We start from the raw sequence: 26,249 nt of genomic DNA on the forward strand, positions 1-26,249 counted from the left end.
ACATGACGGCAGCGATCCGAGGATCAATGGAACCGGCGAACCTGATGGACCTCGGGGAGCTGCTGGAGCTTGGTCATGAGTCGCTCCAGATGCGCGTTGTCCTCGACCTCGATGGTGAAGCGCATCGAGGCCGTGTCGGTGCTGCGCTCAGAATGCGTCTCGACCCCGATCACATCGACGTCGGCATCGGCGAAGATCGAACTGACGTCGCGCAGCAACCCCTTGCGATCGGCGGCCACCACCAGCAGATCGACAGGATAGTGACTCGGCCCCGAGCGGTCGGCCCAATGCGCCTCAATCAGACGCTCGCGCTCCTCGGCGCCCAGATGACGGATGTTGCCGCAGTCGCGCCGATGGATGGTCACGCCGCGCCCACGGGTGACGAAGCCGATGATGGGATCATCGGGCACCGGCTTGCAGCAGGGCGCCATGTGGGTCATGAGATCGTCGACGCCCTCGATCACGACATCACTGCCCGCCCCCGGCTTGTGATGGCGCGGCGGACGCGGCTTGATCTCGGGTTCGCGCTCGCGTTCCTTGGCCTCCTCGGCCTTGGGTTCGCCGACCTGACGCGCCACCTGACCGACGGCCAGATCACCGCGTCCGATGGCGGCGAGCACGTCGTCGCCGCGCTTGAAGTTGAAGCGCAGCGCGATCTCGTCGAGATGCGGCTTGTCCGCGATGCCGAGCCGCGCCAGCTCGCGCTCCAGCAGCCCACGTCCCTCGTGCAGATGCTTGTCGAAGTCCTGCTGCTTGAACCACTGGCGCACCCGGTTGCGCGCGCGCGCCGTGGTCAGATAGCCGTGATGCGGACTGAGCCAGTCACGGCTCGGGGCGGTGTTCTTCTGGGTCAGGATCTCGACCGTGTCGCCACTGTGGAGTGTGTGGTTGAGCGGGACGATGCGGTCGTTGACCTTGGCGCCCCGGCAGCGGTTGCCGATCTCGGAATGGATGGCATAGGCGAAGTCGAGCGGTGTGGCGCCCTTGGGCAGCTCGACCACCTTGGACTGGGGCGTGAGCACATAGATGTGCGCCGGCTCGAACTCGGCCTTGAAGCGCTCCAGACGCTCGCCGGCAGCCTCATCCTCGTTCTTGGTCTCCAGCCACTGGCGCATCCAGACCACACGGCGCTGGAACTCGGCATCATGGCCCTTGGCCTCCTTGTAGGCCCAGTGCGCCGCCACGCCGAACTCAGCGTGCTGGTGCATGGCGTGGGTGCGGATCTGCACCTCCAGCGCCTTGGCCTCCGGTCCCTCGACCGCCGTGTGCAGCGACTGATAGAAGTTGCCCTTGGGGGTGGCGATGTAGTCGTCGAACTCCTTGGGGATATGGCGCCAGAGCCCATGCACCACGCCGAGCGCGGCATAGCAGTCGGCCACCGAGTCGACCAGGATGCGCACGGCGCGCAGGTCGAAGATGTCGGCGATGTCGACGTTCTTGCGCTGCATCTTCTTCCAGATGCTGTAGATGTGTTTGGGACGGCCGGTGATCTCGGCGCCGATGCCCAGCTCGTCGAACTTCTCGCGCAGGGTCGCCATGACCTCGGCGATATAGTGCTCGCGCTCCTCGCGCCGCTCGGCCAGCAGCTTGGCGATGCGCCGGTATTCCTCGGGCTGGAGATAGCGCAGCGACAGGTCTTCCAGCTCCCACTTGATCTGCCAGATGCCGAGCCGGTTGGCCAGCGGGGCATAGACGCGCTGGGTGTCGCGCGCGATCTTGGTGCGCCGCTCGGGTTCCAGATCCTTGATCGCGCGCATCAGATGCACCCGCTCGGCCAGCACCACCAGCACCACGCGCACGTCCTCGGCGATGCCGAGCAGCAGGCGACGCAGGTTCTCCTCGTGCTGGGGCTGGTCCTTGGCGGTGATCACGGCCTCGACGTTGGCGAGCTGATCGATGCGCGCCAGATCGTCGACCATGCGCGCGATGCCGGGACCGAACCCCTCCAGCAGCGCCGCTTCGGTCAGCTCGCCGCCGCTCCAGTCCAGACAGCCCTTGAGCAGGGCCGCGACCAGGGTCTCGTGATCCATGCGCAGGCGCGCCAGGATGTCGGCGGTGGAGAGTCCGTGGCGGATCGGAGTCTCGCCGGTATCGGGGCGCGGCTCGCCCCGGCAGCGCGCCAGCACCTCACAGGCACGGGCGAGACAGGCGCGCTCATCGACCGGATACTGCGTCTCCAGACTGTCGAGCCAGTGCCGGATCGCCTCGGCGTCGTCGGTGTGCGGCTCGGGGAGGTTGTAGAGTGGTTTGACCATCTTTTACAGAACGAGGCTGACCAGCCCATCGGCGAGCTTGGGTTCGAACCAGGTGGACTTGGGCGGCATGACGTCGCCCCGGTCGGCCACGGCCATCAACTCTTCCAGGCGGGTCGGATGCAGGGCGAAGGCCACGGCCATCTCGCCCGAGTCGACGCGCGCGGTCAGGCCGGCCAGTCCCCGGATGCCGCCGACGAAGTCGATGCGCTCGTCGCGGCGCGGATCCTGGATGCCGAGGATCGGGTCGAGCAGATGCTCCTGCAACCGGCTCACGTCCAGGGCCGCGACCGGATCGGCGGCGGGCGGGATGGCATCGGAGAGCGTCAGCCGGTACCAGACACTCTGGAGATACATCCCGAAGACGCCTGGGCGCTCGGGTGAGACCGGCGTGTCGAACGGCTCGACGGTGAAGCGCTCGGCGACCCGTTCCTGGAAAGCCCCGGCGTCCAGGCCGTTGAGATCGCGCACCAGTCGGTTGTAATCGAGGATGCGCATCTGATCGTGCGGGAAGACGACGGCGAGGAAGCCCTGATGCACCTCGGCGGCCTCTCCATCCTGATCCCCGCACCGTCGCGAGGCGGCCACGCGCGAAGCGGCGGCCGAGCGATGATGTCCGTCGGCGATGTAGAGACTGTCGAGCCGATCGAACGCCTGAGTCAGATGCTCGATCACGCCGCGTCCGACGACCGGCCAGAGCTGATGGCGCACACCATCGGCAGCGGTGATGTCGACCTCGGGCGGCTGATCGGCGGCGACGGTGGCGAGTGTCCGGTCGATGTCGGGCGTGGCGCGATGGACCAGCAGCACCGGCCCGGTCTGGGCGTCGAGCGCCTGGATCTGGCGCACGCGGTCGTCCTCCTTGGATGGGCGGGTGAACTCGTGCTTCTTGATGCGCCCGGCGTCATAGTCGGCGATCGAGGCCGAGACCACCAGCCCGGTCTGGACATGCTCGCCCCGGATCACCCGATAGACGTAGTAATACGGCTCAGGATCGCGGACCAGCACGCCTTCGGCCAGCATCCGCTCCAGGTTCTCATGGGCCTTGGCATAGACCTCGGACGCATAGGGGTCCGTGTCCTCGGGCAGATCGACCTCGGCGCGCGAGATGTGCAGAAAGCTCCAGGGTCGCCCCTCGACCAGACGCCGCGCCTCGGCGGTGTTCAGCACGTCATAGGGCGGCGCGGCGACCTCGGCCGCACGACCGGGCGCCGGACGCAGACCGGCGAAGGGTTGGATCAGTGACATGGCGCTCGCTCCCACACCAGTAGCCGTTGGAAAACCATCGAAGAGGCGATGGTATCAGGTCCGCTGGAAACGATGAAAACGGCCGTCGCCTCCAAAGCGCGGGCGAACGCCAGGCCGTCGCATGCCGTGCGACTGGGATCAGGCCTCCTCCACGATCAGACAGTGGACGCTGAACAGGTCGTCGGCGTCGGTCCATACCTGCTCGGAGACGAAGCCCGCCGAGCGCGCCAGCCGCTGGAAGTCCTCGATGCCGTATTTGTAGGAGTTCTCGGTATGGATGGTCTCGCCGAGCCGGAAGTCGAACACCTGCCCGGCCACGCGCACACGCTGGTTGCTGCGGCTGACCAGATGCATCTCGATGCGGCCGGCTTCCTCGTTGAAGAAGGCGCGATGGCGGAAGGCATCGACCTCGAAATCGGCGCCCAGCTCGCGGTTGAGCCGGGTGAGCAGATTGAGATTGAAGGCCGCCGTCACGCCCTGGGCGTCGTTGTAGGCCGCGTCCAGCACCGCGCGCTCCTTCTTGAGATCCACCCCGATCAGCAGGCGTCCGCCCGGACCCAGCACGCGTGCCACCCGCTTGAGGAAGGCGCGCGCCTCGTCCGGATCGAAGTTGCCGATGCTCGATCCGGGGAAGAAAGCGGCCAGATCGCGCCAGTCCGATTCCAGCGGCAGCTCGAAGGGGCCGGAATAATCGGCGCAGGCGGCGCGGATCGACAGCTCCGGGAAGCGCTCGGCGAGCGCCTGGGCCGATTCGAGCAGATGGGCCTTGGAGATGTCGACCGGGATGTAGACCCTGGGCTGGAGCGCGGCGAGCAGGGTCTGGATCTTGAGACTGCTGCCGCTCCCGAGCTCGATCAGTACCGAGCCGCGCCCGAGCCGGTCGGCCATGGCCGCGCCATGCTCGCGCAGGATCTGGATCTCGGTGCGGGTCGGATAATACTCGGGCAGTTCGGTGATGGCGTCGAACAGCTGCGAGCCGTGCTGATCGTAGAACAGCTTGGGCGGCAGCCGTTTGCGCGGCCGGCTCAGACCCTCCAGCACCTCGGCGCGCACGTCGGCCGTGGTCGGATGGAAGTCGAAGAAGCGGATGCGCGACTCGGCGCGCTCGCCCGGTCCGGTGTGTCCCTGCGTCATCGGTGAAGTCTTCGCTGCGGCCGTGTCCAGTCTCATGCTCCCACCTCCGCCAGCCGGAAGCCCATGAACTGCCAGCGTTCGTGGGGATAGAAGAAGTTGCGATAGGTCGAGCGGACGTGATCGCGCGAGGTCGCGCAGGAGCCGCCGCGCAGCACCATCTGGTTGCACATGAACTTGCCGTTGTACTCGCCGAGCGCGCCCGGCGCGGCTCGATAGCCCGGATAGGGCAGATAGGCCGAGCCGGTCCACTCCCAGACGTCGCCGAAGAGCTGCTTGAGGCCGGCGCCCGGTCGAGCCGGACGCGGATGCAGCACGCCGTCGTCGACGAAATTACCGGCGATCGGCTGGCCGTGCGCGGCGTGCTCCCACTCGAACTCGGTCGGCAGACGCTTGCCGGCCCAGGTCGCATAGGCGTCGGCCTCGTAATAGCTGACATGGCAGACCGGCTCGGCCGGGTCGAGCGGACGCATGCCGGAGAGCGTCATCAGCGACCACTCGCCGTCGCGTTCCTCCCAGTAGAGCGGCGCGCGCCAGCCCTGCTGCTTGACCGTCGCCCAGCCGTCCGAGAGCCAGAGTCCGGTGTTTTGGTAGCCGCCGTCCTGGATGAATTCCAGGAATTCGCCGTTGGTCACGGGCCGGTCGGCGAGCGTGAAGGGGGCGACGAAGACGCGATGGCGCGGTGCTTCATTGTCGTAGTGGAAGCCTTCGCCCGTGGCGCCGACCTCGATCAGACCGCCTTCGAAGTCGAGCCACTGGAGCTGTGCGGGTGCGCTCGGCGCGGCGACGGGTAGATCGGCGCGATAGGCTGGACGCAGCGGGTTGTGCGCGAAATGATGCTTGATGTCGGTGACGAGCAGTTCCTGATGCTGCTGTTCGTGGTTGAGTCCGATGCGCAGACGTTGCGCGACGGTCGACCAGTCGGCGGCCGGACACGCGGCGATCAGGCGCGTCATGGCCGCGTCGACATGCCGCCGGTAGTCATAGACCTCGGCCACCGTCGGGCGTGCGAGCAGACCGCGTTCGTGACGCGGCCAGAAGCCGGTGCCGGTCTGCTCGTAATAGCTGTTGAACAGATACTCGAAGCGCGGATGGAAGACCTGGTAGCCCGGCAGGAAGGGGCGCAGCAGAAAGGTCTCGTAGAACCAGGAGACATGAGCCAGATGCCATTTGGGCGGGCTGGCCTCGACCACGGTCTGCAAGCCATAGTCCTCGATCTCCAGCGGCTCGCAGAGTCGCTCCGAGAAACGGCGCACCCTGGGGTACTGCTCGGCGAGTGCCGCGCGCATGGCGTCGATCCGGTCCTGAGTGGCTGATGTATCCGACATGGGTTCCCTCGTGATCGATGGATGGCGCCCGCTTGGGGCCGTCGGTCGGGAAGGTGCGGTCGGACGCGGGGATTTCCAGGTTCGCCATGGTGAAAGGCTGGTGATTCGAGGGCGATGCCCCATTTCAGGACAGGTCAAGCGTGAAAAAGGATGTTTTCACCTCTACCAGATTCAGGATTCATCGCGCGGTTCGACTGGAGCCTTCATTGATGACTCGTACCCCGTTCTTCCCCAAGTTCTCCGACCTGCCGCCTGCCCTGCCGCTGTTTCCGCTGGCCGGGGCGGTGGTGATGCCGGGCGTGCAACTGCCGCTCAATATCTTCGAGCCGCGTTATCTGAGCCTGGTCGCCGATGTGCTGGCCTCGAACCATCTGATCGGCATGATCCAGCCGACCAGCGAGACCCTGATGGATGATGTGCCCGAGATCCATCGCGTCGGTTGCGCCGGGCGCATCACCTCGTATAGTGAGACGCCGGACGGGCGCATCATCCTGGTGCTCACCGGGGTATGCCGTTTCCAGGTGACGCGCGAGATCGAGGAGCACAACGGCTATCGGCGCGCGCGGGTGGATTGGGAGCGTTTCGCCGCCGACTATCATGGCGATGAGCAGCGCATCCCGGATCGCCCCGGCTTTCTCGGCTCGCTCAAGACCTATTGCCAACTGCATGGCGTCGAGATCCCCTGGGACGACATCGAGAAGCTGGCCGATCAGGAGCTGACCAATCTGCTGTGCGCCCACCTGCCGCTCAGTCCCGAGGACAAGCAGGCGCTGATCGAAACCCTGCCAACGACCGAGCGCGCGGTCCTGATGCGCGGGCTGCTCGACATGGCCTCGGCCTCCAGTATGCGGGTGGCCGAGCATCGGCATTGATGGCGTACATCAGTCAGGAGAGATGTCCTCGTCCTCCCCCAGTCCGACGCTGACCAACTCCGCGCTGGTGAGCCGCCAACGCTGCCCGCTGCGTTCCAGATCACCACGGATCAGCACCGGCAGTTGTTGGTCATGGGCCTGAACGGCTTGGCTGTAGCCGGCCTCGTCGAGAGTCGTTTGGACGGACTGAATCTTGCCGTCGATCACGGCCCGAAGCGTCACCCGGCCTTCGGCTTCCTTGTGGTCGCGCTGGAGCTGGTAGACGGTTCCAAACAGCTCCATGTCCGGGCGCGAGTGCCGTTCGCGAAAATTTCGCGCCGCTTCGCTCAGAATCGCGCCCGTACTCGGTGAGAAGCGCACGCGCTGATGGGGCGTGGCTCCGGGGCGGGTGCGCGCCCAGGTGACACCGACCTCCAGACGATCGGCGTATTGGATGAGCTTGGCGACCGCCTCACACAGATTGGCGCTGACTCCGACGCCGACGGCCCGCTCGAAGGCGTCCATGCCTGCCGTCGTGGCTTGCTCGGCGGCTTGGTTACAGGCCGTCAACGCCTCCATCAGGCGCCGCGTCACCTTGCGCTCATAGGGTTCGTCGTCGAAGGGTAGCCAAGCCGGATCGAGCGACGCCTGCAACAGTGGCGGCACAGGCGCCAGGAGCTTGACTACGAAACTGCCGTGCTCGGTCTGACCCAGGCGAACCCGCTGGACATACTCGTTGGCCTCGCGATTGGCGCCGGCGCGATACAGGGCGCGCGGATTGGAGACGGCACAGGCGGCGGCCAGCAGCATCTCGCGGGTCTGCGTCACCAGTCCCTCGCCCGTGGTCAGGCTCACTGAGCCATCTTCGCTGTTCCCGGCGGCACGCACCCGGATCACGTCGTGATCGGCGCCGAGCAGGTCTCGATAGAGTGTGAGCGCATCCCGCTCGGTGGCCTCGGTCAGAATCGCGATCAGTTCCGCGACGACCGAGGCGTAGTCGGCGATGGCCTGGGTGCGTGGGATGATCAGCTCGGGCTGATGTGGATGAGCGTAGACATCGGCATGTTGACCATAGGATTCGAGACGCTCCCAACCCTCGCCGCGCACATAGGCCGCAAGTGCGGCGGGCGTGATGGCGCGCAGAGCCTGGGCATCACGGATCTGGATCTTCATCGGATCGCTCCTCGTCTCGATTGCTCCATCAAATCGCGCAACGCATCGACATCGAAGCGCTGCTGGGCGGGCAGTGAGACCGTCACGGATGTGCGGTTGTCAGTTTCCGGAAGGTTGGTCAACGAGATCCAATAGGCGCAGCGGCGCAGAACCAATTCCTCGTCAGTGACCGTCAGCCACTCGGCCTCGTCCTGTGGCAGCGCGAGCACGACAAGCACCCGTGGGGTCTGGGTCGGCTCGCGCAGCAGGTCATAGTTGCGGCGTTTGAGGGCGTAGCGATAGTGTCCCTCGTGCGGTTCGCCGAGCTGGGTAGTGGCCTTGAGCTGGATCCCCAGCGCGGGACGCATCCGTCCACCGGCCTTGATGACGTAATCTATGCCGTCGCGATCGAAGTCCAGGCTAGCCACCACATAGCCGGCATCGGCGGCTACGGCTTGCACATAAGCGCGCGACAAGGCCTCTTCGCGGTCGGTCGAAGCGAGGAGTTGGTCCGAGGTCATGCGTTGGGTTCATCCGCTGCTTTACGTTTTGCGTCCGCGCGTTCAGATAACGCCAGACGCTGCTGTTCCGGCGTTGTTGTCGTGTCCTTGTTGTCGATGTCGCCGCTTCCAGCCGGTGGCATTCGGCTAGCCTAGCAACTTCAAGTTCCGCTGCCTACCGGACGAGCAGAGTGGCTATGGGCGTGGCTCGATCGTCGTGAGCCAAGCATCGAAGAACCGTCGGCCCTGTTGCTCCAGGGTCGGCGCCAGACGCGCACTCTCGGCGCGCAACTCCGGGATCGAGATCCCGGCGGCGGCCAGTTCACCGGCATGACCGATCAGCCAGCGCTCGAATTGGTCGGCGCGGACTTCCGGGTGACACTGGAGTGCGAGCACCGAACGCCCCCACGAGAAGGCTTGGTTGGGATACAGGTCGGTGGAGGCCAGTCGCGTGGCGCCACGTGGAAGATCGAAGGTGTCGCCATGCCAGTGCAGCATCGAGGTCAGGGCGCCATCGAGGGGCGCCAGCGGCGAGACCTGTCCCTCCGGCGACAGACGCAGCGGCGTCCAGCCGATCTCTTTGCACGGCCCCGGATAGACACGCGCCCCGAGCGCCCGCGCCATGATCTGCGCGCCCAGACAGATCCCGAGCGTCGGGCGATCGGCCTGCAAGCGTCTTTCCAGCAGGCGTAGCGCGTCGCGGATGAACGGATAGCTTGCCTCCTCGTAGGCGCCGATCGGCCCGCCCAGCACGACCAGCAGATCCGGCTCAATGGGATCGATGTCGTCGAACCGGTCGACGCCGGCCTCCAGATAGCGCAAGGCCCAGCCGCGCTGGGTCAGCACCCCGGCGAAAGCCCCCAGGTCTTCGAATGCCACGTGTCGAATCGCGACCGCTGTTTTCATCCATTTGCTCCGTTGATCGATTCATCACCCCAAGGACTCCAGGAGCGCGAGCAGCGCCTGTCGCCCGAGCGGCTTGACCAGATGCTCGTCGAAACCGGCGGCCAGCGAGCGTTCGCGGGCCTGCTCGTGGCCGAGCCCGGTCAGGGCGACCAGCTTCAGGCGTTTGGGATCCGGATACTGGGTGCGCAGGCGTCGCGCCAACTCCAGCCCGTCCATGCCGGGAATGCCGATGTCGAGCAGTGCCACACGCGGACACTGACGCTGCGCCAGCTCCAGGGCTTGCGGACCGGAACGCGCCACATCGACCGGATAGCCCAGGATCTCCAGCAGCATCGCCAGAGCATCGACCACGTCCGGGTCGTCGTCCACCACCAGAACGCGCGGTTTCTCGCCCGCTGGCGACACGTTCGGACAGTCCGGAGGCTCGTTCAGGTTCGCCGAGCGCGCACAGGTGAAGATCGGCAGCCGCAGACAGAGTTCGGTGCCGCGTCCCAGTCCCTCGCTGCGCGCTTCCAGACAGCCGCCATGCAGGTCGGCGAGCCGGCGCGCGATGGCCAGCCCCAGCCCCAGTCCGCCGCTGTCGGCATCGCCTGCATGCGGCCCGCGCGTGAAGAGTCCGAACAGCGAATCGAGCTGTTCGGCCGTCATGCCCTGCCCGTTGTCGCGCACCTGGATCAGCACCGAGTCGCCCTCGATGCGGGAGTCGATGCGGATCTCACCGCCGGGCGGGGTGTAGTTGGCGGCATTGACCAGGATGTTGAGCAGGATCTGCGACAACCGCACCGGATCGCCCAGGACACGCCAACCGGGCGCAGGCAGCCGACAGACGAATCGGTGCCGATGCTCCTCCATGAGCGCGCGCACCCCATCGGCGGCCTGCTGGACCAGTTCGCGCACCCGCAGCTCGACCGGCTCCAGCTCGATGCGCCCCTGCACGATCCGCGAGACATCGAGCAGATCGTCGAGCAGCCGGCCCATGTGCGCGGTCTGGCGGTCGAGCACCTCGATCGCCCAGCGGATCCGGGGATCGCCATCGACACCGAGCGCGCGCAGAATCTCGACGGCATGGCGGATCGGCGCCATGGGGTTGCGCAGCTCGTGTCCGAGCACGGCCAGGAACTCGTCCTTGCGCCGGTCGGCCTCGCGCAGCGCCTGCTCGGCGGCCTTTTCGGTGCGGATGTCGCGCGTCACCGTGGCATAGTGCAGCGGACGCCCGGTGTTGGGATCGTCGATGCGCAGCGCGTCATAGAAGACGTCGATCGGCTCGCCGGTGACGAAATGGCGGAACCTGAACTCCCCGGCCCAGCGCCCGGCGGTCTCCATCGCCGGCAGGATGGACTGGCGCAGCTGCTCCAGATCCTCGGGCATGAAAAAATCCTCGATCCGGATCTCGGTGATGTCCTGTTCCGCATCGAGACCGACCAGCGAGCGCCCGGCCGGATTGATATAGAGTCCACGCCGGTCGAGTCCGGCGATACCGATGAAGTCCGACGAGGACTCGACCACGGCGGCCAGATCACGCGCCCGGGTCTCGGCTTCACGCCGGTCGGTGATATCGAAGATAGCGGCCACGGCGCGCACCGGATCGCCGTTCGCATCCCGGATGAAGGTCGCGTTCACCAGCGCCCAGACCACGGTGCCGTCCTTGCGTACATAGCGTTTCTCGGTGAAATAATCGGTGTCCAGTTGCAACACCGCACGCCGGAAGCGCCGCCGGTCGTGCCAGCGGTCCTCCGGATGGGTGAGATCCTGGAACGACATCCCGAGCAGCTCCCCGGCCTCGTAGCCGAGGATCCGGCACAGGCGCTGGTTGACCCGCAGCACGCGGCGGGTGCTCGGCTCTATGACCGCCATGCCGACCGTCGCCAGATCGAACATGAGCCGGAACTGGGTCTCGCTCTCGCGCAGTGCCTGCTCGACGCGCAGCGTCTCGGTGAGATCGAGCACGCCGACGAAGGCGCCGGCCGTCTCGCCCTGCGGGCCGAGCATGGGCGTCAGGATCAGATCGAGCCGGTGTGTGCAACCGGCCTCATCCAGGGCAAGGGTTTGGCGAACCGGCTGGCCGCTGGCCAGCACCTGACGCGCCAGCGGCATGAACTCGGCGCTGGTCGTCAGGCCCGGCAGCGGTGTCTTCGGATCAGTCGAGGTCTGGAGCCAATTCAGACAGAGTGCCGTATCCAGCACACCCAAGGCGACCGGAACCTGGATGGCACGCTCGGATGGAGCTGGCGAGGACGGAGCAAGCGAATCGGGGAGCAAGACGGGCCTGAGCAGTGAGAACGAGATCGATGGCGGGGACGATACTCGTTGCCCGAACAGGCTTCAACCTTGAAAAGGCTCTCTGCCGGATGCAGATTCAGCCCCATCGATGACATTGATTTTCAGCGAGGCGAAAACGATGACGGTAACCCTGACCGAAGCGGCGGCCCGACACGTCGCCAGCCAGCTCGAACGACGCGGGCATGGCCTGGGTCTGCGCGTCGCGACCAAAAAGAGCGGATGCAGCGGCTTCACCTATGCGGTCGACTATGCCGACGAGCTCGGCGCCGACGACCGGGTGTTCGAAAGCCACGGCGTCAAGGTCGTGGTCGACGAGACGAACCTGAGCCGGCTCGACGGACTGGAGATCGACTTCGTCAAGACCAACCTGCTCAACCAGGGTTTCGAGTTCCACAATCCCAATGCCAAGGATCACTGCGGTTGCGGTGAGTCCTTCCGGGTCTAGTCGCGCGTGGTTTCGGGCATGAATGCAGACATCGGCGAGATCGTCGAGAACTTCGAGCTGCTGGGCGACTGGGAGTCGCGCTATCACTATCTGGTCGAACTCGGTGAGCGTCTGGCGCCGATGCCGGGCGCGCACAAGACCGACGCCAACCGCGTCGTCGAGTGCATGAGTCTGGTGCATGTGGCCGCCCATCCGCATCCGGAGCACGCCGGGCGACTGGCCTACTGGGGCGACTGCGACACAGCCATCATCAAGGGCGTGGTCGCCCTGCTGGTCGGGCTGTTCTCCGACAAGGCGCCGGATGAAATCGAAGCACTCGACGTCGACGAGCTGTTCCAGGGACTGCAACTCGAAGAGCATCTGAGTCCCAACCGCCATGTCGGCGTCTATGCCATCGTCAATAAGATGAAGGCACAGGCGCGAGTGCTGGCGGTTTAGAGCCGGATCGGCAGCGTTCTGAACGGACGCCCGAGCAAGGCCAGAAGCGCATTGGCCACGGCCGGGGCCACCGCCGGCGTGGCGATGGTACTGACCCCGCCGGGCGGGGCGTCGCTGTCGATCAGGATCGACTCGATCTCGGGCATCTCGTCGAAGCGCAACAGCGGATAGTCGCCGAAGCCGGTCTGCTCGACCCGGCCATCGCTGAAGGTGATGACGCCCTTGAGGGTGGCGGTCAGCCCGAAGACGATCCCGCTCTCGATCTGCGCCCGCACGGCGTCCGGGTTGACCACCTGCCCACAGTCCAGCACGGCGACGAAACGTCGCGCGCGCACCCGCCCCTCCTCGACCGCGACCTCGGCCATCAGGGCCAGCCGGCTGCCTGTGGCCTCAACCAGCGCCAGCCCTCGTCCCTGTCCATCGGGTACGGGCGCAGCCCAGTGTTCGGCGAGTCGGTCGAGCAGCGCCAGATGAGCCGGACTCTCGGCCAGCAGATTCCGGCGCAACGCCAGTGGATCGTGCCCGCCCGCGCGCGCCAGCTCGTCGAGAAAGCACTCGGTCGCAAAGGCATTGTGCGAATGACCATCGCCGCGCCACAGCCCGATCGGGACCGGCGTGTCGGCGCGCCTGTACTCCAGACGCCGATGCGCGAACCGATAGGGCAGACTCGCCGCGCCATCGATCATGAGCGGATCGATGCCATCGCGAATGCGACCCGGATCGCGCCGCGCGAGCACCGAAGGCCCGACCACGCGATGGAACCAGGCCACGGGTTCGCCGGCCGCGTCGAGCCCACCGCGCAGCCGGTGCAGCGTCATCGGCCGGTAGTAGTCGTGCTGAAGATCGTCGGCGCGCGTCCAGATGACCTGCACCGGCTGCCCGAGCCGGTGCGAGAGTTCGACGGCGTCATGCACGAAATCCAGCTCGCGCCGCCGCCCATGCCCACCGCCGAGAAAGGTGGTGTGCACCCGGATGCGCTCGGGCGGCAACCCGGTGAGACGCTGAGCCAGTTCCTGTGTGGCCGCAGGCGACTGGGTGGGCACATGGATGTCACAGCCGTCCGGGCGCACGTCGGCAGTGCAGTTCATCGGCTCCATGCAGGCATGGGCCTGGAAGGGCACCTCGTAGACCGACTCGATCTCCAGCGCGGCCTCAGCCAGGGCGCGGCTCACGTCGCCCTCCCTGAGCGCCACGGGCGCGCGTCCGTTCAGGCCGATGTGCAGACGCGAGCGCAGGCGCTCGGTCGCCACCGCCGTATTGACCCTGGGCCGACAGTCGATCTCCAGCCGCGCGTGCCCGGCCAGCGCCGCCCAGCTGGTCTCGGCCACGACCGCGATGCCATGGCGCACCGCGAACACGTCGATCACGCCCGGTACGGCGCGCGCGGCCTGTGCATTCCAGCCGCGGATTTCGGCGCCGATGACCGGACAGCGCGCGATCGTGGCATGGAGCATCCCCGGAAGCCGCACGTCGAGTCCGAAGCGCGCCGCGCCACGGACCTTGAGCGGCGTGTCGAGCCGGCGCTGACTGGTTCCGATCAGAGTCCAGTCGGACCTGTCCTTGAGCACGACCGAGGTCGGCACCGGCAGACTCGCCGCCATGGCCGCCAGCTCGCCATAGCCGAGATGGCTCGTTCCATCGGCATGGTGGACTCGGGCCCGACGCGCGCGACATTCGGATTCGGGCACGCCCCAGGTCCGGGCGGCGGCCGCGATCATGAGCGTCCGCGCCAGGGCGCCGGCCTCGCGCAGCGTCTCCCAGCCGTCGCGGGTGGAGGTTCCACCGCCGGTCGCCTGCTCACCCAGCAGATGGTTGGTATAGACCGGATCGATCGGTGCCGGCTCGATCTGGATCTGATCGAGTCCCGCTTCCAGCTCCTCGGCCAGCAGCATGGTCAGCGAGGTCATGACCCCCTGCCCCATCTCCGCGCGCGCGAGCCTCAACTGGATACGGCCATCGGCATGCAGGCTGATCCAGGCATTGGGTTCGAACCGCCTCGGGGCCGGCGTCTCGTTCGTCTCGGCGCGCGCCGGCCAGACCCAGCCGAGCGCCAGACCACCACCGCTCAGGGCGATGATCTTGAGCAGATCGCGTCGCGTGAAACCTGCCGCCGAGCCCGAATCAGCCACCCTGGACCTCTGGCGTGGCGGCCCGGTGGATGGCGCGACGAATGCGTGCGTAACTGCCGCAGCGGCACAATACCTCGGACATGGCGGCATCGATCTGGGCGTCCGTCGGCCGTGGATACCGGGCCAGAAGCGCCGCCGCCATCATGATCTGCCCCGACTGGCAGTAACCGCACTGCGGCACCTCTTCCAGCACCCAGGCCAGTTGCAGCGGATGGCGACCATCGGGCGACAGCCCCTCGATGGTCTGGACCGAGCGTCCCTCGACGGCCGATAACGGCGTGGAGCAGGATTTCACCGGCTCGCCGTCGAGCTGCACGATACAGGCGCCGCACGCGCCCTCGCCGCAGCCGTACTTGGTGCCTGTCAGTCCGAGATGATCGCGCAACACCCACAGCAGGGGTGTGGCCGGGTCGAGCGCGAGCGCCTGCGGCTCGCCATTGAGCGTGAAATGGATCATGGGTCCGAGACCGAGCGAACGAGAGACGCGCTAGCATTACAGATTTCACGCTCGTGTGAAAGAAAGGCGCCCGATTCCAGGCCGGTATGGACAGGAGTCGAGCCCATGACGGGCTCGACCGATCAGAACTGCCGCACCTTGATGTTGAGCGTCTGGATGCGATAGGCGATCTGGCGCGGGGTCATGTTCAGGAGACGCGCGGCCTTGGCCTGGACCCAGCCGGCCTCCTCCAGCGCGGCGATGACACGCTCGCGCTCGTCGAGATCCGGGTCGTTGAAGTCGACCGCACCGCTGCCTGGCACCGTCATCGCTGTCGCCGGGCGCGACGGTTCGGGCGCGCCGGCGTTCAGGTCGATGCCGGTGAGCCGGATGACGTCGCGATCGATGACACCGTTCTCGCTCATCACCGCCGCGCGCTCCATGCAGTTCTCCAGTTCGCGCACGTTGCCCGGCCAGTCGTAGCGCATCAGCACCCGTAGCGCGCTGTCGGTGATCTCCAGTTCGCGCCCCTGCATCCGCGCCACCTTGGCGACCAGGAAGCGCGCCAGATCCGGGATGTCCTCCATGCGCTCGCGCAGGGCCGGCATGCGGATCGGCATGACGTTGAGCCGGTAGTAGAGATCCTCGCGAAACTCCCCGGCGCGCACCTCGGATTCGAGATCGCGGTTGGTGGCGGCGATCACTCGCACATCGACCTTGAGCGTGCGCCCGCCGCCGACGCGCTCGAACTCACCCTCCTGCAACACCCGCAGCAGCTTGGCCTGGAAGGCGGGCGTGATCTCGCCGATCTCGTCGAGGAAAAGCGTACCGCCGTCGGCCTGCTCGAAGCGGCCCTTGCGCAGCGAGACGGCGCCGGTGAAGGCGCCTTTTTCGTGGCCGAACAGCTCGGATTCGAGCAGATTGTCGGGCAGCGCGGCGCAGTTGAGCTTGACGAAGGGCGCGCGGGCGCGCGGCGAGTTGTAGTGGATGGCGTTGGCGATCAGCTCCTTGCCGGTGCCGGATTCGCCACGGATGAGCACTGTGGTGTTCCATTTGGCGACCTGACGCACCTGCTCGAACACCAGCCGCATCGCATCGGCGCGGCCGATGATGCTGTCGAAGCCGTGCGAACCGCGCACCTCGCGCCGCAGCTTGTCGCGCTCCTCACGCAACGCCTGCTGCTCGGCCTCGACCGTGCGCGCCAGCCGCACCGTCTGGCCGATGAGGTTGGCGACCATCTCCAGGAAGCGCGCGCGGTCGTCCAGCAATTCGGCACCGACGGGCGGCTGGGCGGCGAACACGCCGATCGCCTGTTCGTCGCAGCGAATCGGCACGCCGATGAAGGGCCGATCCGGATCATAGAGATTGAGCCGGTCGAGAAAGCGCGGCTCATCGCCCAGACGCGGCAGCACCCAGGGCGCGTTGGCGGTGAGGATATGGCCGATGACGCCCTCACCGGGGCGGTAGCTGACGGCCTCGAACGGCTCGGCGTCCTGGCCGTGGAGCGCGCTGATCAGGAGTTCGCCGCGCTCCTCGTCGAGCAGCGACACCAGGCCCTGACGCAGACGCGCGCGCTCGTGCAGCACACCGAGCACCTCGCGCAGGGTCTGGCGCAGATCGAGCGAACGGCTCAGCACGCGGCTGACCTCGAACAGCGCCGCGAGTTGCGATTCGAGCAGGGCGAGCCGGCTCGTCTCCCCGGATACCCCAGGGGTGGTTGGATTGAAGCTCATGGATCGATCGGTCAAGGTTCAGTCGTCCGCCAGTACAGCGTTCAGGGACAGTCGAATCAAACAGCCACCAGTGAAATCGGGATCGACCTCGATCGATCCGCCATGGGCGTTGACGATCTCTTGAGCTAAAGCAAGTCCCATGCCGGACCGGCCACGTCGATCACGCCAACCGATGTGGAACGGCTCGAAGACGCGATAGCGGTCCTCGGGCGTGATGCCGCGACCATTGTCCTGGATCTCGACCTCGACGCCCCGGTCGAGCGGGCGCGTGGTCAGGATCAGCTCACGATTGGGCCGGCCGGATTCGCGCAGGGCCTGGATGGCGTTGTCGATCAGATGCTTGAACATGGCGCGCAACTGGTTCTTGTGGCCGTTCAGCTCGGGCAGCAGGGTCGCCGGGCGCCAGTCGACGACGATACCGCCAGCCAGCAGACGCTGAGTCTCCAGTTCGAGCACCTGGCGCAGGAGTGTGTTGACATTCACCCGCACCCCGGCCTCGCGCGGCTCCTCGGGCAGGGCCGCCGTCAGGGTCGCCAACGCCTTGATCCCGGATTCGTTGATCTGATCGAGCATGGTGGCCAGGATCTCGGGATTGCCGACGCCATCACGCAACATGCTGCCGGCGGCCTGGATGACGTTGAGCGGCACCTGGATCTGATAGACGGCGGCGGCCAGCGCTTCGCGCATGCCGTGCATGCGCTGCTGCTCGGCCAGACGCGCGCGCAGATTCTCCAGATGGGCGCGCTCGATCTCGCGACGGCGGCTGGTGATGTCGTTGGCCAGCAGCAGCAGACGGCGTTCGCCCTGCGCCGACTCGCCGAAATAGCTGCGCGCACTGGCGTCGGATTCGTCGACCGGGTTGAGCGAGCAGGCGAACCAGCGCGCGCCGGACTGGCCGCGAATGTCGAGATTGACCTCGATGTTCTTGAAAGCACGCCCGTGCTCCAGACAGGCGGCGAAGGGATCGACGCCGAGCTGCTCGCCGATCGCTGCGCGCAACACCTCGGCCGGCTCGCGCCCCTTGAGTTCGGTGAACAGCCGCTTGTATTCCTGATTGTCCAGGATCACCCGTCCGGCGCTGTCGAGCAGCGCCACGATCACGGGCGCGGCATCGAGCACGGTTTCCAGGCGCGCCTTCTGTTGGTGCACGGCACCTTCCAGCTCGTGCACCTTTGTCACATCACGGTGCATGCCGAGGAAGTACTTGAGATCGCCGTCGCGGTCGATGACCGGCGTGATGGTCAGTTCGGCCAGATAGTCCCCGCCCGACTTGGTGCGATTGACCAGGGTGCCGCTCCAGGTCTGACGCGCAAGGATGGTGCGCCAGAGCTGTTCATAGACGCTCTTGGGCGTGGCGTTGTTGGACAGGAGCGATTCGTTGCGACCCAGCAGCTCGTCGCGCGCATAGCCGGTCAGGGACTCGAAGGCACGGTTGACGTAGAGGATGGTCGCCCGTGCATCCGTGATCGAGATGGCGATCGGCGACTGCTCGACGGCTTCGAAGAACAGCAGCGGCGGCAGCGGATCGGCGCTGTCGCCGCCCATGCGGACCAGTGCCTCCACCACCTCGGGCGGGGTGCCGTCGGGCGGCGAGGCGATGAACTCGCCGAGCGTGTTGAGGATCTCGGTCGATGGGATGGGTTCCGGGGCGGATCGGGCCGGCACGGGTAGCTCCTGGTGGACGGCGGATGTGGTGATTCGGCTTTAATTAGAAGCAAAAGAAATGCCGAATTCGCTGACGCAAGTGCCATGTGACATGGGGCTTGTGCGTTTTCCAACAATCCAAGGGTACGCAACAAACACGAGCGTCGCTACAGCAACAGTCCGCTTCCACGACCGAAGCCGCTGTCCGACCTGTTGTCACCCGATCGTCCAGCCGGCTTCCCCAAGCAATAAATCGATATCGATCAGTCGGTTATTTCGAACCTTCGCCCCTCCGAACGCCGATGCACGCGGGCGCACAACCACGCATCCAACCGTGCATGATTCGAGCTGGCACTGGCTTTGCAGAGGGCGATGCATCGATGACATGCAGGGGCTGTTGGTGCAATGGGCGAGTATCTGCTACTGATCCTGGCCACCGCGTTGGTGAACAACGTGGTGCTGGTCAAGTTTCTCGGGCTGTGCCCCTTCATGGGGGTGTCGGGCAAGCTCGACTCGGCGCTCGGCATGGGGCTGGCGACCACCTTCGTCCTGACCCTGGCGGCGGTGGCCGGCTGGGTGCTGGAACACGCGCTACTCCAGCCGCTCGGCCTCGGCTTTCTGCGCATCCTCACCTTCATCCTGGTCATCGCCGCCGTGGTGCAGTTCACCGAGCTGGCGATGCGCAAGATCTCGCCGGCGCTCTATCAGGTGCTTGGCATCTATCTGCCGCTGATCACGACCAACTGTGCGGTGCTGGGCGTGGCACTCCTGAACGTTCAGGAGGAGCACGGCTTCCTGGAGAGCGCACTCTACGGCCTGGGTTCGGCGCTCGGCTTCACGCTGGTGATGGTCGTCTTCGCCGGGATGCGCGAGCGGCTGGCGCTGGCACAGGTGCCGGCGGCCTTCTCCGGCGCGCCGATCGCGTTCATTGCCGCCGGGCTGTTGTCGCTGGCGTTCATGGGTTTTGCCGGACTGGCCTAGAGGCGCTGTGGGTTCGTCGTGTTCAGTCAGTACTGGGCGGCGGGCCGTCGCACCGCCGGATACCGAAGATTCTGCGTCCAACTCGGAGACCACTGAGCCATGTTTGCCTCCATCGCCAGCCTCACCGCGCTCGGTCTCGCCCTCGGCGGTCTGCTCGGGCTCGCCGCGCGCTATCTGAAGGTCGAGGGCAACGCCCTGACCGAGCAGGTCGCCGCCCTGCTGCCGGGGTCACAATGCGGACAATGCGGCTATCCAGGCTGTGGCCCGGCAGCCGAGGCCATCGCCTCGGGTACCGCTTCCGTGACCATCTGCCCCCCCGGCGGACGCGCGCTGGCCGAGGAACTGGCCAACCTGCTCGGCGTCAGCGTCGATCTCTCGGGGGTCGCCGACAAACCACCGATGATCGCGCACGTCAACGAAGGGCTGTGCATCGGTTGCACCAAGTGTTTCAAACGCTGCCCGACCGACGCCATCATGGGGGCCAACAACATGATCCACGTCGTCTTCGCCGATGCCTGCATCGGCTGCGAACTCTGCTCCGAGATCTGTCCGACCGAGGGCATCGAGATGCGCCCGCTGGCTCCGACCCTTCAGAACTGGTACTGGCCCAAACCACAGGACGCGCTTCAGTCATGAAACTGTTCAAGATTCGCGGCGGCGTCCATCCCGATGACCGCAAACGCCTGGCCTCCGAGCAGCCGATCGAGACGCTGCCCCTGCCGGATCTCTTGCACATCCCGCTGCAACAGCACATCGGCGCGCCGGCCAGTCCGGCCGTGCGGCGTGGTCAGCGCGTGGCCAAGGGTGAGCTGCTGGCCCATGGTCAGGGCGTGATCTCGGCGCCGGTCCATGCCCCGACCTCGGGACGCATCATGGGCGTGGGTCAGTATCCGGCCCATCATGCGTCCGGACTCTCGGTGCCGACCATCACGCTCAAGCCCGATGGCGAGGATCGCTGGGCCGATCACATCCAGGGCGTCGAGGATCCATTCGCGCTCGCGCCCGAGGAGATCGCCGCGCGCGTGGCCGCCGCCGGCATCGTCGGTCTGGGCGGCGCGACCTTTCCCTCCGCCGTCAAGCTCGATCTGCGCAAGCGCTATGCGGTCCACACGCTCGTCATCAATGGGGCCGAATGTGAACCCTATCTGACCTGTGACGATCGCCTGATGCGCGAACGGGCCGAGTCGGTGATCGACGGAATTCGCCTCATGGCCCGCGCCCTGGGCGTGAGCCGGATCGTCATCGGCATCGAGGACAACAAACCCGAGGCGCAGGCCGCAATGGCGGTGGCGGCCTCGATCGATCCCGACATCCGGATCGCGCGCCTGCCGACCCGCTATCCGATGGGGTCGGAAAAACATCTGGTCCAGACCCTGACCGGACGCGAGACCCCGGCACGCGGTCTGACGGCCGACATCGGTGTGGTGGTGCACAACCCTGCAACCGCCTTCGCCGTGCACGAGGCGCTGCGGCTGGGTCATCCGCTGGTCGCGCGCGTGGTCACCGTCAGCGGTGGAGCCATCGCCCGTCCGGCCAATGTGCGCGTGCCGCTCGGCACCCGGGTCCAGGATCTGATCGCTCATTGCGGCGGTTTCAAGGACGAACCGGCGCGGCTCATCAGCGGCGGTCCCATGATGGGCCAGCCCTTGCCGAGCACCCGTGTCCCCATGGTCAAGGGCAGCAATGGCGTGCTGGCACTCACCGCCGCCGAGATCAATGGCGGCACGCCCCGTCCCTGCATCCGCTGTGCCGGCTGCGTCCAGGCTTGCCCCTGCGGTCTGGTGCCGCTGGAGATGGTCGCGCACATCCGCGCCGGCGATCTGGAGGGCGCGGTCAAACGCGGTCTGATGGACTGCATCGGCTGTGGTTCCTGCGCCTATGTCTGTCCGGGACATATCCCCCTGGTCCAGTATCTCAACCATGCCAAGGGCGAGATGGCCGCGCGCGGACGCGCCAAGCAGAAACAGACCGAGACCAAGCGGCTCGCCGAGCAGCGCACCGCGCGCATGGAAGCGATCAAACGCGCCAAGCGCGAACAGATGGAACAGCGCAAACGCGAGATGGCGGCGCGCAAGAAAGCCGAGGCCGCAGCCGCCGCGCAACAGGCGACTGCCGCCGAACCTGTCGCCGCCGAGACGGAGGCCTGAGATGCCGATCGAGACACCCGCCGCCCAGTGCGGCCCCTTCGCCCACGACACCGTCGGCATCCCACGCACCATGGGGCTGGTGATGCTGGCCCTGGTTCCGGCCACCCTGTTCGGACTCTGGCAGTTCGGCTGGCCGGCGATCTGGCTCTTTCTGGCCACACTGGCCGGTGCCCTGCTCGCTGAGATCCTGAGTCTGTGGTTCGCCGGCAAACCGATCCGGCCCGATCTGAGCGACGGCACGGCACTCCTGACCGGCTGGCTGCTGGCCATGACTCTGCCGCCCTGGGCGCCCTGGTGGATCGGCGTGGTCGGTGCGCTGCTGGCGATCGTGGTCGCCAAACAGGTGTTCGGCGGTGTCGGCCAGAATCTGTTCAACCCGGCGATGGTCGCGCGCGTGGCGCTCCTGATCGCCTTTCCGCTGGAGATGACGAGTTTCGTCGCGCCCACGCCGCTGTTCTCCGCCGAAGCGCCGGGGCTGGTCGAGAGTCTCGCCATCACCTTCGGCGGTCAGGGCTTCGACGCCTTCAGCGGGGCCACGGTACTTGGTCAGGTGCGCACCGAACTGGGTCAGGGCGAGACGCTGGCGACCATCCTGCCCGATCTCTATGCACCGCTCTCGGGCGCGGTCGGCACCGTCGCCGGCAGCCTGGGCGAGACCTCGGCGCTGCTGCTCCTGCTCGGCGGGCTGTTCCTGCTCTACAAGCGTGTCATCACCTGGCACATCCCGGTGGCGCTGCTCGGCACCATCGCCGTTCTGGCCGCGCTCATGCACCTGATCGATCCCGAACACTATGCCGGTCCGCTCTATCACCTAGTCTCGGGCGCGACCCTGCTCGGCGCCTTCTTCATCGCGACCGATCCGGTGACATCGCCCGTCTCGGCGCGCGGCCAGCTCCTCTTCGGCGCCGGTTGCGGACTGCTGATCTATGTCATCCGCACCTGGGCCGGTTATCCCGAGGGCGTGGCCTTCGCGGTGCTGCTGATGAACGCCTGCGCGCCGCTGATCGACCACTATGTCAAGCCGCGCATCTACGGGCGCGACCGGCGCGGCCAGCCACTCGAATATGCCAACGACGTGGAGACCTCCCGATGAGCCTGCTTGCCGTGCTGAACCAACGTCAGAGCATCGCCTATCAGGCCGTGCTGCTGGGCGGTTTCACCCTGCTGGCCGCCGTGCTGCTGGTAGCCGGCAATCTGGCCACGCACGAGACCATCGCCCTGCGCAAGGCCGAGGATCTCAAGGCGTCGCTCAGCCAGGTGCTGCCACCGGCGCTGCATGACAACGATCTGCTGGCCGACCCGCTGACCCTGCCCGGCGCCGATGGCGCGCCGGTTGTGGTCTATCGCGCCCTGCGTGGACTGGAGGTCACGGGCGTGGCCTATCGGGTGAGCGGTTCCGGCTACTCGGGCCTCATCGAACTGATCCTGGGCGTCGACCCGCACGGCCGGGTGCTGGGCGCGCGCGTGCTGTCGCACGCCGAGACCCCCGGACTCGGCGACAAGATCGAACTGGCCAAGGACGACTGGATTCTCGCCTTCGACGGACTGTCGCTGGGCGATCCGCCGCCCGAGCACTGGGCGGTCAAGAAGGACGGCGGCGACTTCGATCAGTTCAGCGGGGCCACCATCACGCCGCGCGCCGTGGTCGGCGCCCTGAAGCGCGGACTGGAATTCTTCCAGCGTCATCAGGTCGCCCTGACTGCGCCCGCCGCCGTCTCGGTCGCCTCCGATCCAGCCAGGAGTCCGGAATGAGCCTCGAACCCAATACCGCCAACAAGACCGCCTGGGGCCGCATCAGCCGCGATGGTCTCTGGAGCAACAACGTCGTGCTGGGCCAGTCGCTGGCACTCTGTCCGCTGCTCGCGGTCACGGGCACGGCCACCAACGGACTGGGCATGGGGCTGGCGACCACGGCCGTCCTGATCGCCTCGGGTTTCCTGATCGCGCTCATTCGCGGCTGGGTGACGCCGGAGGTGCGCATTCCCATCTTTGTCCTGGTGATCGCCGTGCTGGTGACGCTGGTCGATCTCGGGATGAATGCCTGGCTGCACGACCTGCACAAGATGCTGGGCCTGTTCATCCCGCTGATCGTCACCAACTGCGCCATCCTGGGCCGGGCCGAATCCTTCGCCTCGCGTCATCCGGTTCTGCCGGCGGCGTTCGATGGGCTGATGATGGGGCTTGGTTTCACCCTGGTGCTGGTGCTGCTCGGTGCCGTGCGCGAGATCATCGGCTCGGGCACCCTGTTCGCCAATGCCAGCCTGCTGCTCGGCGAAGGCATGGCCTTTCTGGAAACGACGCTGATCCCGGATTATCGCGGCTTCCTGCTCGCCATCCTGCCGCCGGGCGGGTTCATCGCGCTCGGTTTCATCCTGGCCGGCAAGCGGTTGATCGACACACGGCTCGCCGAAGCGCAGCGGCGTCGTGAGTCGACGGCCGGCACGGGCGCCCTGGCCTGATCATGACGGAGGATTAGAACCATGCTCGTCGGTGTCGCCTACGCGGACAAATTCAAACAGACCTGGCTCAAGCTCGACGTACCCGAGGGCAGCACCCTGCGCGAAGCCATCGAACGCTCGGGACTACTCGAACGCTTCCCCGAGATCGACCTGAGCGTCAACAAGGTCGGCGTCTTCGGCAAACTCAGCCGGCTCGACACCAGGCTCAACGACGGCGACCGGGTCGAGATCTATCGCCCTATCACCGTCGATCCCGAAACCGTCGAACGCCGTGACCGTCAGGACGCCGGCGACGAGGACTGACCTGCCGCCGATTCAGCGCCATTCGCCATCGGACCATCACTGGATTTATGATGACGCCTCGGAGCGGTCGCGTCGGCCCCTGACGCCGACCGACACACACTCATGACCGAGGACGGAGCAATGCCCGAAAGTTTGAATCTGGTTCAAAAGAGACGCTCACATCTACAGGAGTCGGTGGGCGATCTCGGCGCGCGGGTGGTCGAGGCGCTGCATCGGTCGGTCGAGTGTCTCAAGACGCAGGATCGGGATCTGGCCGCCGCTATCATCGCCGGCGATCAGCTCATCAACCAGCAGCGTCGCCTTCTGGAACAGGAATGCCTCGTCACCCTGGCGGCCTACAAACCGGCCGGCGAGGATCTGCGCGCGGTCGGCGCCTGCATGGAACTGGCCTCCGAACTGGAACGCATCGGCGACTACGCGGCCGATGTCGCGCGCATCATCGAGCGCGATGTCGAGGCACCGCTCCCCGCCGAGCCGGTGGCCGCCATCGTCGAGCTGGCTGCGGATGCCATCGACATGCTCGAACAGACGCTGGCCGCCTTCGTCGCCAACGGCAGCGAGGCTACACTGCGCGCAGCGGTCGAAAAGGAATCCCAGGTCGACCGCGAGGAAGACGAATTCATCGCCCAGGTGCTTGAGCGCATGCGTGCAGATGCCGCGTTCGCCGCCACCGGCACCTATCTGCTCTGGATCGTGCACAACTACGAGCGCGTGGCCGATCGCGCGACCAATGTCGCCGAGCGCGCCATCTATGTCGCCTCCGGGCATACACCCGATCTAGACTGAGCCTCACCCGCTCCCTTCTTGCCCGGATCCGTACTCATGCGGAGTAGCCGATGAAATATGTCGAGGTCATCGTCGGTGCCGGCAGCGCCGAGACCGTGCGTGCGGCGGCCGAGCGCGTCAAGGCACTGGATGTGCGTCTGGGGCCGGTGGGACCGGATGGTCTCCAGGCGATCCGCCTGCTGGTGACTGACAACCAGGTCCAGCGCCTGCTGGATCTGCTGCAGGGACTGCTCGGCGCCCAGCCCTCGGCGCGGATCCTGGTGCTTGCGGTCGAAGCGAGTCTCCCGCCGCCCGACGAAGAGGCGCGGAAAAAAGAGGACTCGGCCACGGCCGCGCGCGAGGCGCTCTACGAAGGCATGGACAAGAACTCGCGCCTCGGTCCGAATTATCTGATTCTGGTCATGCTCTCGACCGTGGTGGCGGCGATCGGTCTGATCGAGGACAACGTGGCGGTCGTGATCGGCGCGATGGTGATCGCGCCGCTGCTGGGACCGAATCTGGCGCTCAGTCTCGGCACCGCCCTGGGCGACGTGCCCCTGATGCGCCGCTCGGTCAGGACGGTACTCGTCGGCATCCTGCTCGCCGTGGCGCTCACCGCGATCCTCGGCTGGTTGTGGCCGACTGAGTTGAGCAGCCGCGAGGTACTCTCGCGCACCGAGGCCGGACTCGACTCGGTGTTGCTGGCCCTGGCCTCCGGCGCGGCGGCGGCGCTCTCGGTCACGACAGGACTGTCGAGTGTGCTGGTCGGCGTCATGGTCGCCGTGGCCCTGCTGCCGCCGGCGGCGACCGTGGGTCTGATGCTGGGCCAGGGTGAACCCGGCCTGGCGCTCGGCGCGGCGCTGCTGCTGGCCATCAACGTGGTCAGCGTCAATCTGGCCAGCAAGATCGTCTTCTTCTTCAAAGGCATCCGCCCGCGCAAATGGCTGGAGAAGGAAAAAGCCAAACGCGCCATGGTGGCTTATGTGCTGGTCTGGATCCTGACGCTGGCGGTGCTGACCCTGGTGGTGCTGGAGCGGCAGTATCGGCTGTTGCCGATTTAGATCGGATGGCGCCCGGACCTCAACATCAGAGAGCCACCCTGAAGGGCGGGGTTTCAACCC

24 protein-coding genes are annotated in these 26,249 nt (G+C 66.5%); 12 read left to right on the forward strand and 12 right to left on the reverse strand.

Annotated features, from left to right (window positions below):
- Positions 1-23: 23 nt before the first annotated feature.
- The 4 genes from ALVIN_RS13275 to egtB all read right to left on the reverse strand — a co-directional run bounded on the left by ALVIN_RS13275 (position 24) and on the right by egtB (position 5,959).
- Positions 24-2,255, reverse strand: coding sequence for a RelA/SpoT family protein (locus ALVIN_RS13275; RefSeq protein ID WP_012971835.1), 2,232 nt, complete (start codon positions 2,253-2,255; stop codon positions 24-26).
- A gap of 3 nt (positions 2,256-2,258) precedes the next feature.
- On the reverse strand, positions 2,259-3,500 hold the full coding sequence (locus ALVIN_RS13280; RefSeq protein ID WP_012971836.1) for a DUF1015 domain-containing protein: 1,242 nt from the start codon (positions 3,498-3,500) through the stop codon (positions 2,259-2,261).
- A 138-nt stretch (positions 3,501-3,638) separates the two neighbouring features.
- Positions 3,639-4,670, reverse strand: a complete 1,032-nt coding sequence (gene egtD, locus ALVIN_RS13285; RefSeq protein ID WP_012971837.1) for an L-histidine N(alpha)-methyltransferase — start codon at positions 4,668-4,670, stop codon at positions 3,639-3,641.
- Positions 4,667-5,959, reverse strand: coding sequence for an ergothioneine biosynthesis protein EgtB (gene egtB, locus ALVIN_RS13290; RefSeq protein WP_012971838.1), 1,293 nt, complete (start codon positions 5,957-5,959; stop codon positions 4,667-4,669). Before egtB ends, egtD begins: the two co-directional genes overlap by 4 nt.
- 209 nt (positions 5,960-6,168) lie before the next feature.
- Here egtB and ALVIN_RS13295 point away from each other — a divergent pair, with 209 nt between their 5' ends.
- Entirely contained in the window at positions 6,169-6,831 is a 663-nt protein-coding gene (locus tag ALVIN_RS13295; protein ID WP_012971839.1) for an LON peptidase substrate-binding domain-containing protein, read from the forward strand.
- A 9-nt stretch (positions 6,832-6,840) separates the two neighbouring features.
- Here ALVIN_RS13295 and ALVIN_RS13300 read toward each other — a convergent pair whose 3' ends face one another.
- The 4 genes from ALVIN_RS13300 to ALVIN_RS13315 all read right to left on the reverse strand — a co-directional run bounded on the left by ALVIN_RS13300 (position 6,841) and on the right by ALVIN_RS13315 (position 11,627).
- Positions 6,841-7,983, reverse strand: a complete 1,143-nt coding sequence (locus ALVIN_RS13300) for a hypothetical protein (RefSeq protein WP_012971840.1) — start codon at positions 7,981-7,983, stop codon at positions 6,841-6,843.
- Positions 7,980-8,483, reverse strand: coding sequence for a DUF4365 domain-containing protein (locus ALVIN_RS13305; RefSeq protein ID WP_012971841.1), 504 nt, complete (start codon positions 8,481-8,483; stop codon positions 7,980-7,982). The genes ALVIN_RS13300 and ALVIN_RS13305 overlap by 4 nt, the downstream gene beginning before the upstream one ends.
- A 174-nt stretch (positions 8,484-8,657) precedes the next feature.
- The gene (locus ALVIN_RS13310) at positions 8,658-9,368 is read right to left on the reverse strand and encodes a glutamine amidotransferase (protein WP_012971842.1); all 711 of its coding nucleotides are present in this window, start codon (positions 9,366-9,368) and stop codon (positions 8,658-8,660) included.
- A gap of 24 nt (positions 9,369-9,392) precedes the next feature.
- A complete protein-coding gene (locus tag ALVIN_RS13315; RefSeq protein ID WP_223295223.1) occupies positions 9,393-11,627 on the reverse strand; it encodes a PAS domain-containing hybrid sensor histidine kinase/response regulator in 2,235 nt (744 codons plus the stop codon).
- Positions 11,628-11,766: 139 nt separating this feature from the next.
- Between ALVIN_RS13315 and ALVIN_RS13320 the strand changes: the two genes are divergently transcribed.
- Both ALVIN_RS13320 and ALVIN_RS13325 read left to right on the forward strand, forming a co-directional pair.
- Positions 11,767-12,093, forward strand: a complete 327-nt coding sequence (locus ALVIN_RS13320) for a HesB/IscA family protein (protein ID WP_012971844.1) — start codon at positions 11,767-11,769, stop codon at positions 12,091-12,093.
- A gap of 18 nt (positions 12,094-12,111) precedes the next feature.
- Positions 12,112-12,531, forward strand: coding sequence for a SufE family protein (locus ALVIN_RS13325; RefSeq protein ID WP_012971845.1), 420 nt, complete (start codon positions 12,112-12,114; stop codon positions 12,529-12,531).
- On the opposite strand, the gene ALVIN_RS13330 is transcribed toward ALVIN_RS13325, so the two are convergent.
- From ALVIN_RS13330 to nifL, 4 genes are all read right to left on the reverse strand, one after another.
- Positions 12,528-14,660 (reverse strand): xanthine dehydrogenase family protein molybdopterin-binding subunit, encoded by a 2,133-nt coding sequence (locus tag ALVIN_RS13330; RefSeq protein WP_012971846.1) that lies wholly within the window; start codon positions 14,658-14,660, stop codon positions 12,528-12,530. The two genes, ALVIN_RS13325 and ALVIN_RS13330, sit on opposite strands and share 4 nt — an antisense overlap.
- Positions 14,653-15,117, reverse strand: a complete 465-nt coding sequence (locus ALVIN_RS13335; protein ID WP_012971847.1) for a (2Fe-2S)-binding protein — start codon at positions 15,115-15,117, stop codon at positions 14,653-14,655. Before ALVIN_RS13335 ends, ALVIN_RS13330 begins: the two co-directional genes overlap by 8 nt.
- A gap of 122 nt (positions 15,118-15,239) precedes the next feature.
- Positions 15,240-16,829, reverse strand: a complete 1,590-nt coding sequence (gene nifA / locus ALVIN_RS13340; RefSeq protein ID WP_012971848.1) for a nif-specific transcriptional activator NifA — start codon at positions 16,827-16,829, stop codon at positions 15,240-15,242.
- A gap of 18 nt (positions 16,830-16,847) precedes the next feature.
- Positions 16,848-18,494: a nitrogen fixation negative regulator NifL gene (gene nifL, locus ALVIN_RS13345; protein WP_012971849.1), complete on the reverse strand. Its 1,647-nt coding sequence runs from the start codon at positions 18,492-18,494 to the stop codon at positions 16,848-16,850.
- A gap of 384 nt (positions 18,495-18,878) precedes the next feature.
- Between nifL and rsxA the strand changes: the two genes are divergently transcribed.
- The 9 genes from rsxA (at position 18,879) to ALVIN_RS13390 (ending at position 26,189) form a co-directional block, all read left to right on the forward strand.
- Complete coding sequence (gene rsxA, locus ALVIN_RS13350) at positions 18,879-19,454, forward strand: electron transport complex subunit RsxA (RefSeq protein WP_012971850.1); 576 nt, start codon at positions 18,879-18,881, stop codon at positions 19,452-19,454.
- A 99-nt stretch (positions 19,455-19,553) separates the two neighbouring features.
- Positions 19,554-20,090: an RnfABCDGE type electron transport complex subunit B gene (locus tag ALVIN_RS13355; RefSeq protein ID WP_012971851.1), complete on the forward strand. Its 537-nt coding sequence runs from the start codon at positions 19,554-19,556 to the stop codon at positions 20,088-20,090.
- Positions 20,087-21,601 carry an electron transport complex subunit RsxC gene (rsxC, locus tag ALVIN_RS13360; protein ID WP_012971852.1) on the forward strand — a complete coding sequence of 505 codons (1,515 nt, stop codon included), beginning with the start codon at positions 20,087-20,089 and terminating at the stop codon, positions 21,599-21,601. The genes ALVIN_RS13355 and rsxC overlap by 4 nt, the downstream gene beginning before the upstream one ends.
- Position 21,602: 1 nt before the next feature.
- Entirely contained in the window at positions 21,603-22,694 is a 1,092-nt protein-coding gene (locus ALVIN_RS13365; protein ID WP_012971853.1) for an RnfABCDGE type electron transport complex subunit D, read from the forward strand.
- Positions 22,691-23,353 (forward strand): electron transport complex subunit RsxG, encoded by a 663-nt coding sequence (rsxG, locus tag ALVIN_RS13370; RefSeq protein WP_012971854.1) that lies wholly within the window; start codon positions 22,691-22,693, stop codon positions 23,351-23,353. Before ALVIN_RS13365 ends, rsxG begins: the two co-directional genes overlap by 4 nt.
- The gene (locus ALVIN_RS13375; RefSeq protein ID WP_012971855.1) at positions 23,350-24,060 is read left to right on the forward strand and encodes an electron transport complex subunit E; all 711 of its coding nucleotides are present in this window, start codon (positions 23,350-23,352) and stop codon (positions 24,058-24,060) included. Before rsxG ends, ALVIN_RS13375 begins: the two co-directional genes overlap by 4 nt.
- A gap of 21 nt (positions 24,061-24,081) precedes the next feature.
- Positions 24,082-24,363: an RnfH family protein gene (locus ALVIN_RS13380; protein ID WP_012971856.1), complete on the forward strand. Its 282-nt coding sequence runs from the start codon at positions 24,082-24,084 to the stop codon at positions 24,361-24,363.
- A gap of 120 nt (positions 24,364-24,483) precedes the next feature.
- The gene (gene phoU / locus ALVIN_RS13385) at positions 24,484-25,149 is read left to right on the forward strand and encodes a phosphate signaling complex protein PhoU (protein WP_012971857.1); all 666 of its coding nucleotides are present in this window, start codon (positions 24,484-24,486) and stop codon (positions 25,147-25,149) included.
- A gap of 50 nt (positions 25,150-25,199) precedes the next feature.
- On the forward strand, positions 25,200-26,189 hold the full coding sequence (locus ALVIN_RS13390; protein WP_012971858.1) for a TIGR00341 family protein: 990 nt from the start codon (positions 25,200-25,202) through the stop codon (positions 26,187-26,189).
- Positions 26,190-26,249 lie beyond the last annotated feature (60 nt).

The organism is Allochromatium vinosum DSM 180 (assembly GCF_000025485.1).
GTDB lineage: Bacteria > Pseudomonadota > Gammaproteobacteria > Chromatiales > Chromatiaceae > Thermochromatium > Thermochromatium vinosum.

What these genes read in the sequence shown, in the direction of transcription:
- ALVIN_RS13275 (WP_012971835.1), bottom strand. Translation starts at nt 2,255, where the DNA reads ATGGTCAAACCACTCTACAACCTCCCCGAGCCGCACACCGACGACGCC.
- ALVIN_RS13280 (WP_012971836.1), bottom strand. Translation starts at nt 3,500, where the DNA reads ATGTCACTGATCCAACCCTTCGCCGGTCTGCGTCCGGCGCCCGGTCGT.
- egtD (WP_012971837.1), bottom strand. Translation starts at nt 4,670, where the DNA reads ATGAGACTGGACACGGCCGCAGCGAAGACTTCACCGATGACGCAGGGA.
- egtB (WP_012971838.1), bottom strand. Translation starts at nt 5,959, where the DNA reads ATGTCGGATACATCAGCCACTCAGGACCGGATCGACGCCATGCGCGCG.
- ALVIN_RS13295 (WP_012971839.1), top strand. Translation starts at nt 6,169, where the DNA reads ATGACTCGTACCCCGTTCTTCCCCAAGTTCTCCGACCTGCCGCCTGCC.
- ALVIN_RS13300 (WP_012971840.1), bottom strand. Translation starts at nt 7,983, where the DNA reads ATGAAGATCCAGATCCGTGATGCCCAGGCTCTGCGCGCCATCACGCCC.
- ALVIN_RS13305 (WP_012971841.1), bottom strand. Translation starts at nt 8,483, where the DNA reads ATGACCTCGGACCAACTCCTCGCTTCGACCGACCGCGAAGAGGCCTTG.
- ALVIN_RS13310 (WP_012971842.1), bottom strand. Translation starts at nt 9,368, where the DNA reads ATGAAAACAGCGGTCGCGATTCGACACGTGGCATTCGAAGACCTGGGG.
- ALVIN_RS13320 (WP_012971844.1), top strand. Translation starts at nt 11,767, where the DNA reads ATGACGGTAACCCTGACCGAAGCGGCGGCCCGACACGTCGCCAGCCAG.
- ALVIN_RS13325 (WP_012971845.1), top strand. Translation starts at nt 12,112, where the DNA reads ATGAATGCAGACATCGGCGAGATCGTCGAGAACTTCGAGCTGCTGGGC.
- ALVIN_RS13335 (WP_012971847.1), bottom strand. Translation starts at nt 15,117, where the DNA reads ATGATCCATTTCACGCTCAATGGCGAGCCGCAGGCGCTCGCGCTCGAC.
- nifA (WP_012971848.1), bottom strand. Translation starts at nt 16,829, where the DNA reads ATGAGCTTCAATCCAACCACCCCTGGGGTATCCGGGGAGACGAGCCGG.
- rsxA (WP_012971850.1), top strand. Translation starts at nt 18,879, where the DNA reads ATGGGCGAGTATCTGCTACTGATCCTGGCCACCGCGTTGGTGAACAAC.
- ALVIN_RS13355 (WP_012971851.1), top strand. Translation starts at nt 19,554, where the DNA reads ATGTTTGCCTCCATCGCCAGCCTCACCGCGCTCGGTCTCGCCCTCGGC.
- rsxC (WP_012971852.1), top strand. Translation starts at nt 20,087, where the DNA reads ATGAAACTGTTCAAGATTCGCGGCGGCGTCCATCCCGATGACCGCAAA.
- ALVIN_RS13365 (WP_012971853.1), top strand. Translation starts at nt 21,603, where the DNA reads ATGCCGATCGAGACACCCGCCGCCCAGTGCGGCCCCTTCGCCCACGAC.
- rsxG (WP_012971854.1), top strand. Translation starts at nt 22,691, where the DNA reads ATGAGCCTGCTTGCCGTGCTGAACCAACGTCAGAGCATCGCCTATCAG.
- ALVIN_RS13375 (WP_012971855.1), top strand. Translation starts at nt 23,350, where the DNA reads ATGAGCCTCGAACCCAATACCGCCAACAAGACCGCCTGGGGCCGCATC.
- ALVIN_RS13380 (WP_012971856.1), top strand. Translation starts at nt 24,082, where the DNA reads ATGCTCGTCGGTGTCGCCTACGCGGACAAATTCAAACAGACCTGGCTC.
- phoU (WP_012971857.1), top strand. Translation starts at nt 24,484, where the DNA reads ATGCCCGAAAGTTTGAATCTGGTTCAAAAGAGACGCTCACATCTACAG.
- ALVIN_RS13390 (WP_012971858.1), top strand. Translation starts at nt 25,200, where the DNA reads ATGAAATATGTCGAGGTCATCGTCGGTGCCGGCAGCGCCGAGACCGTG.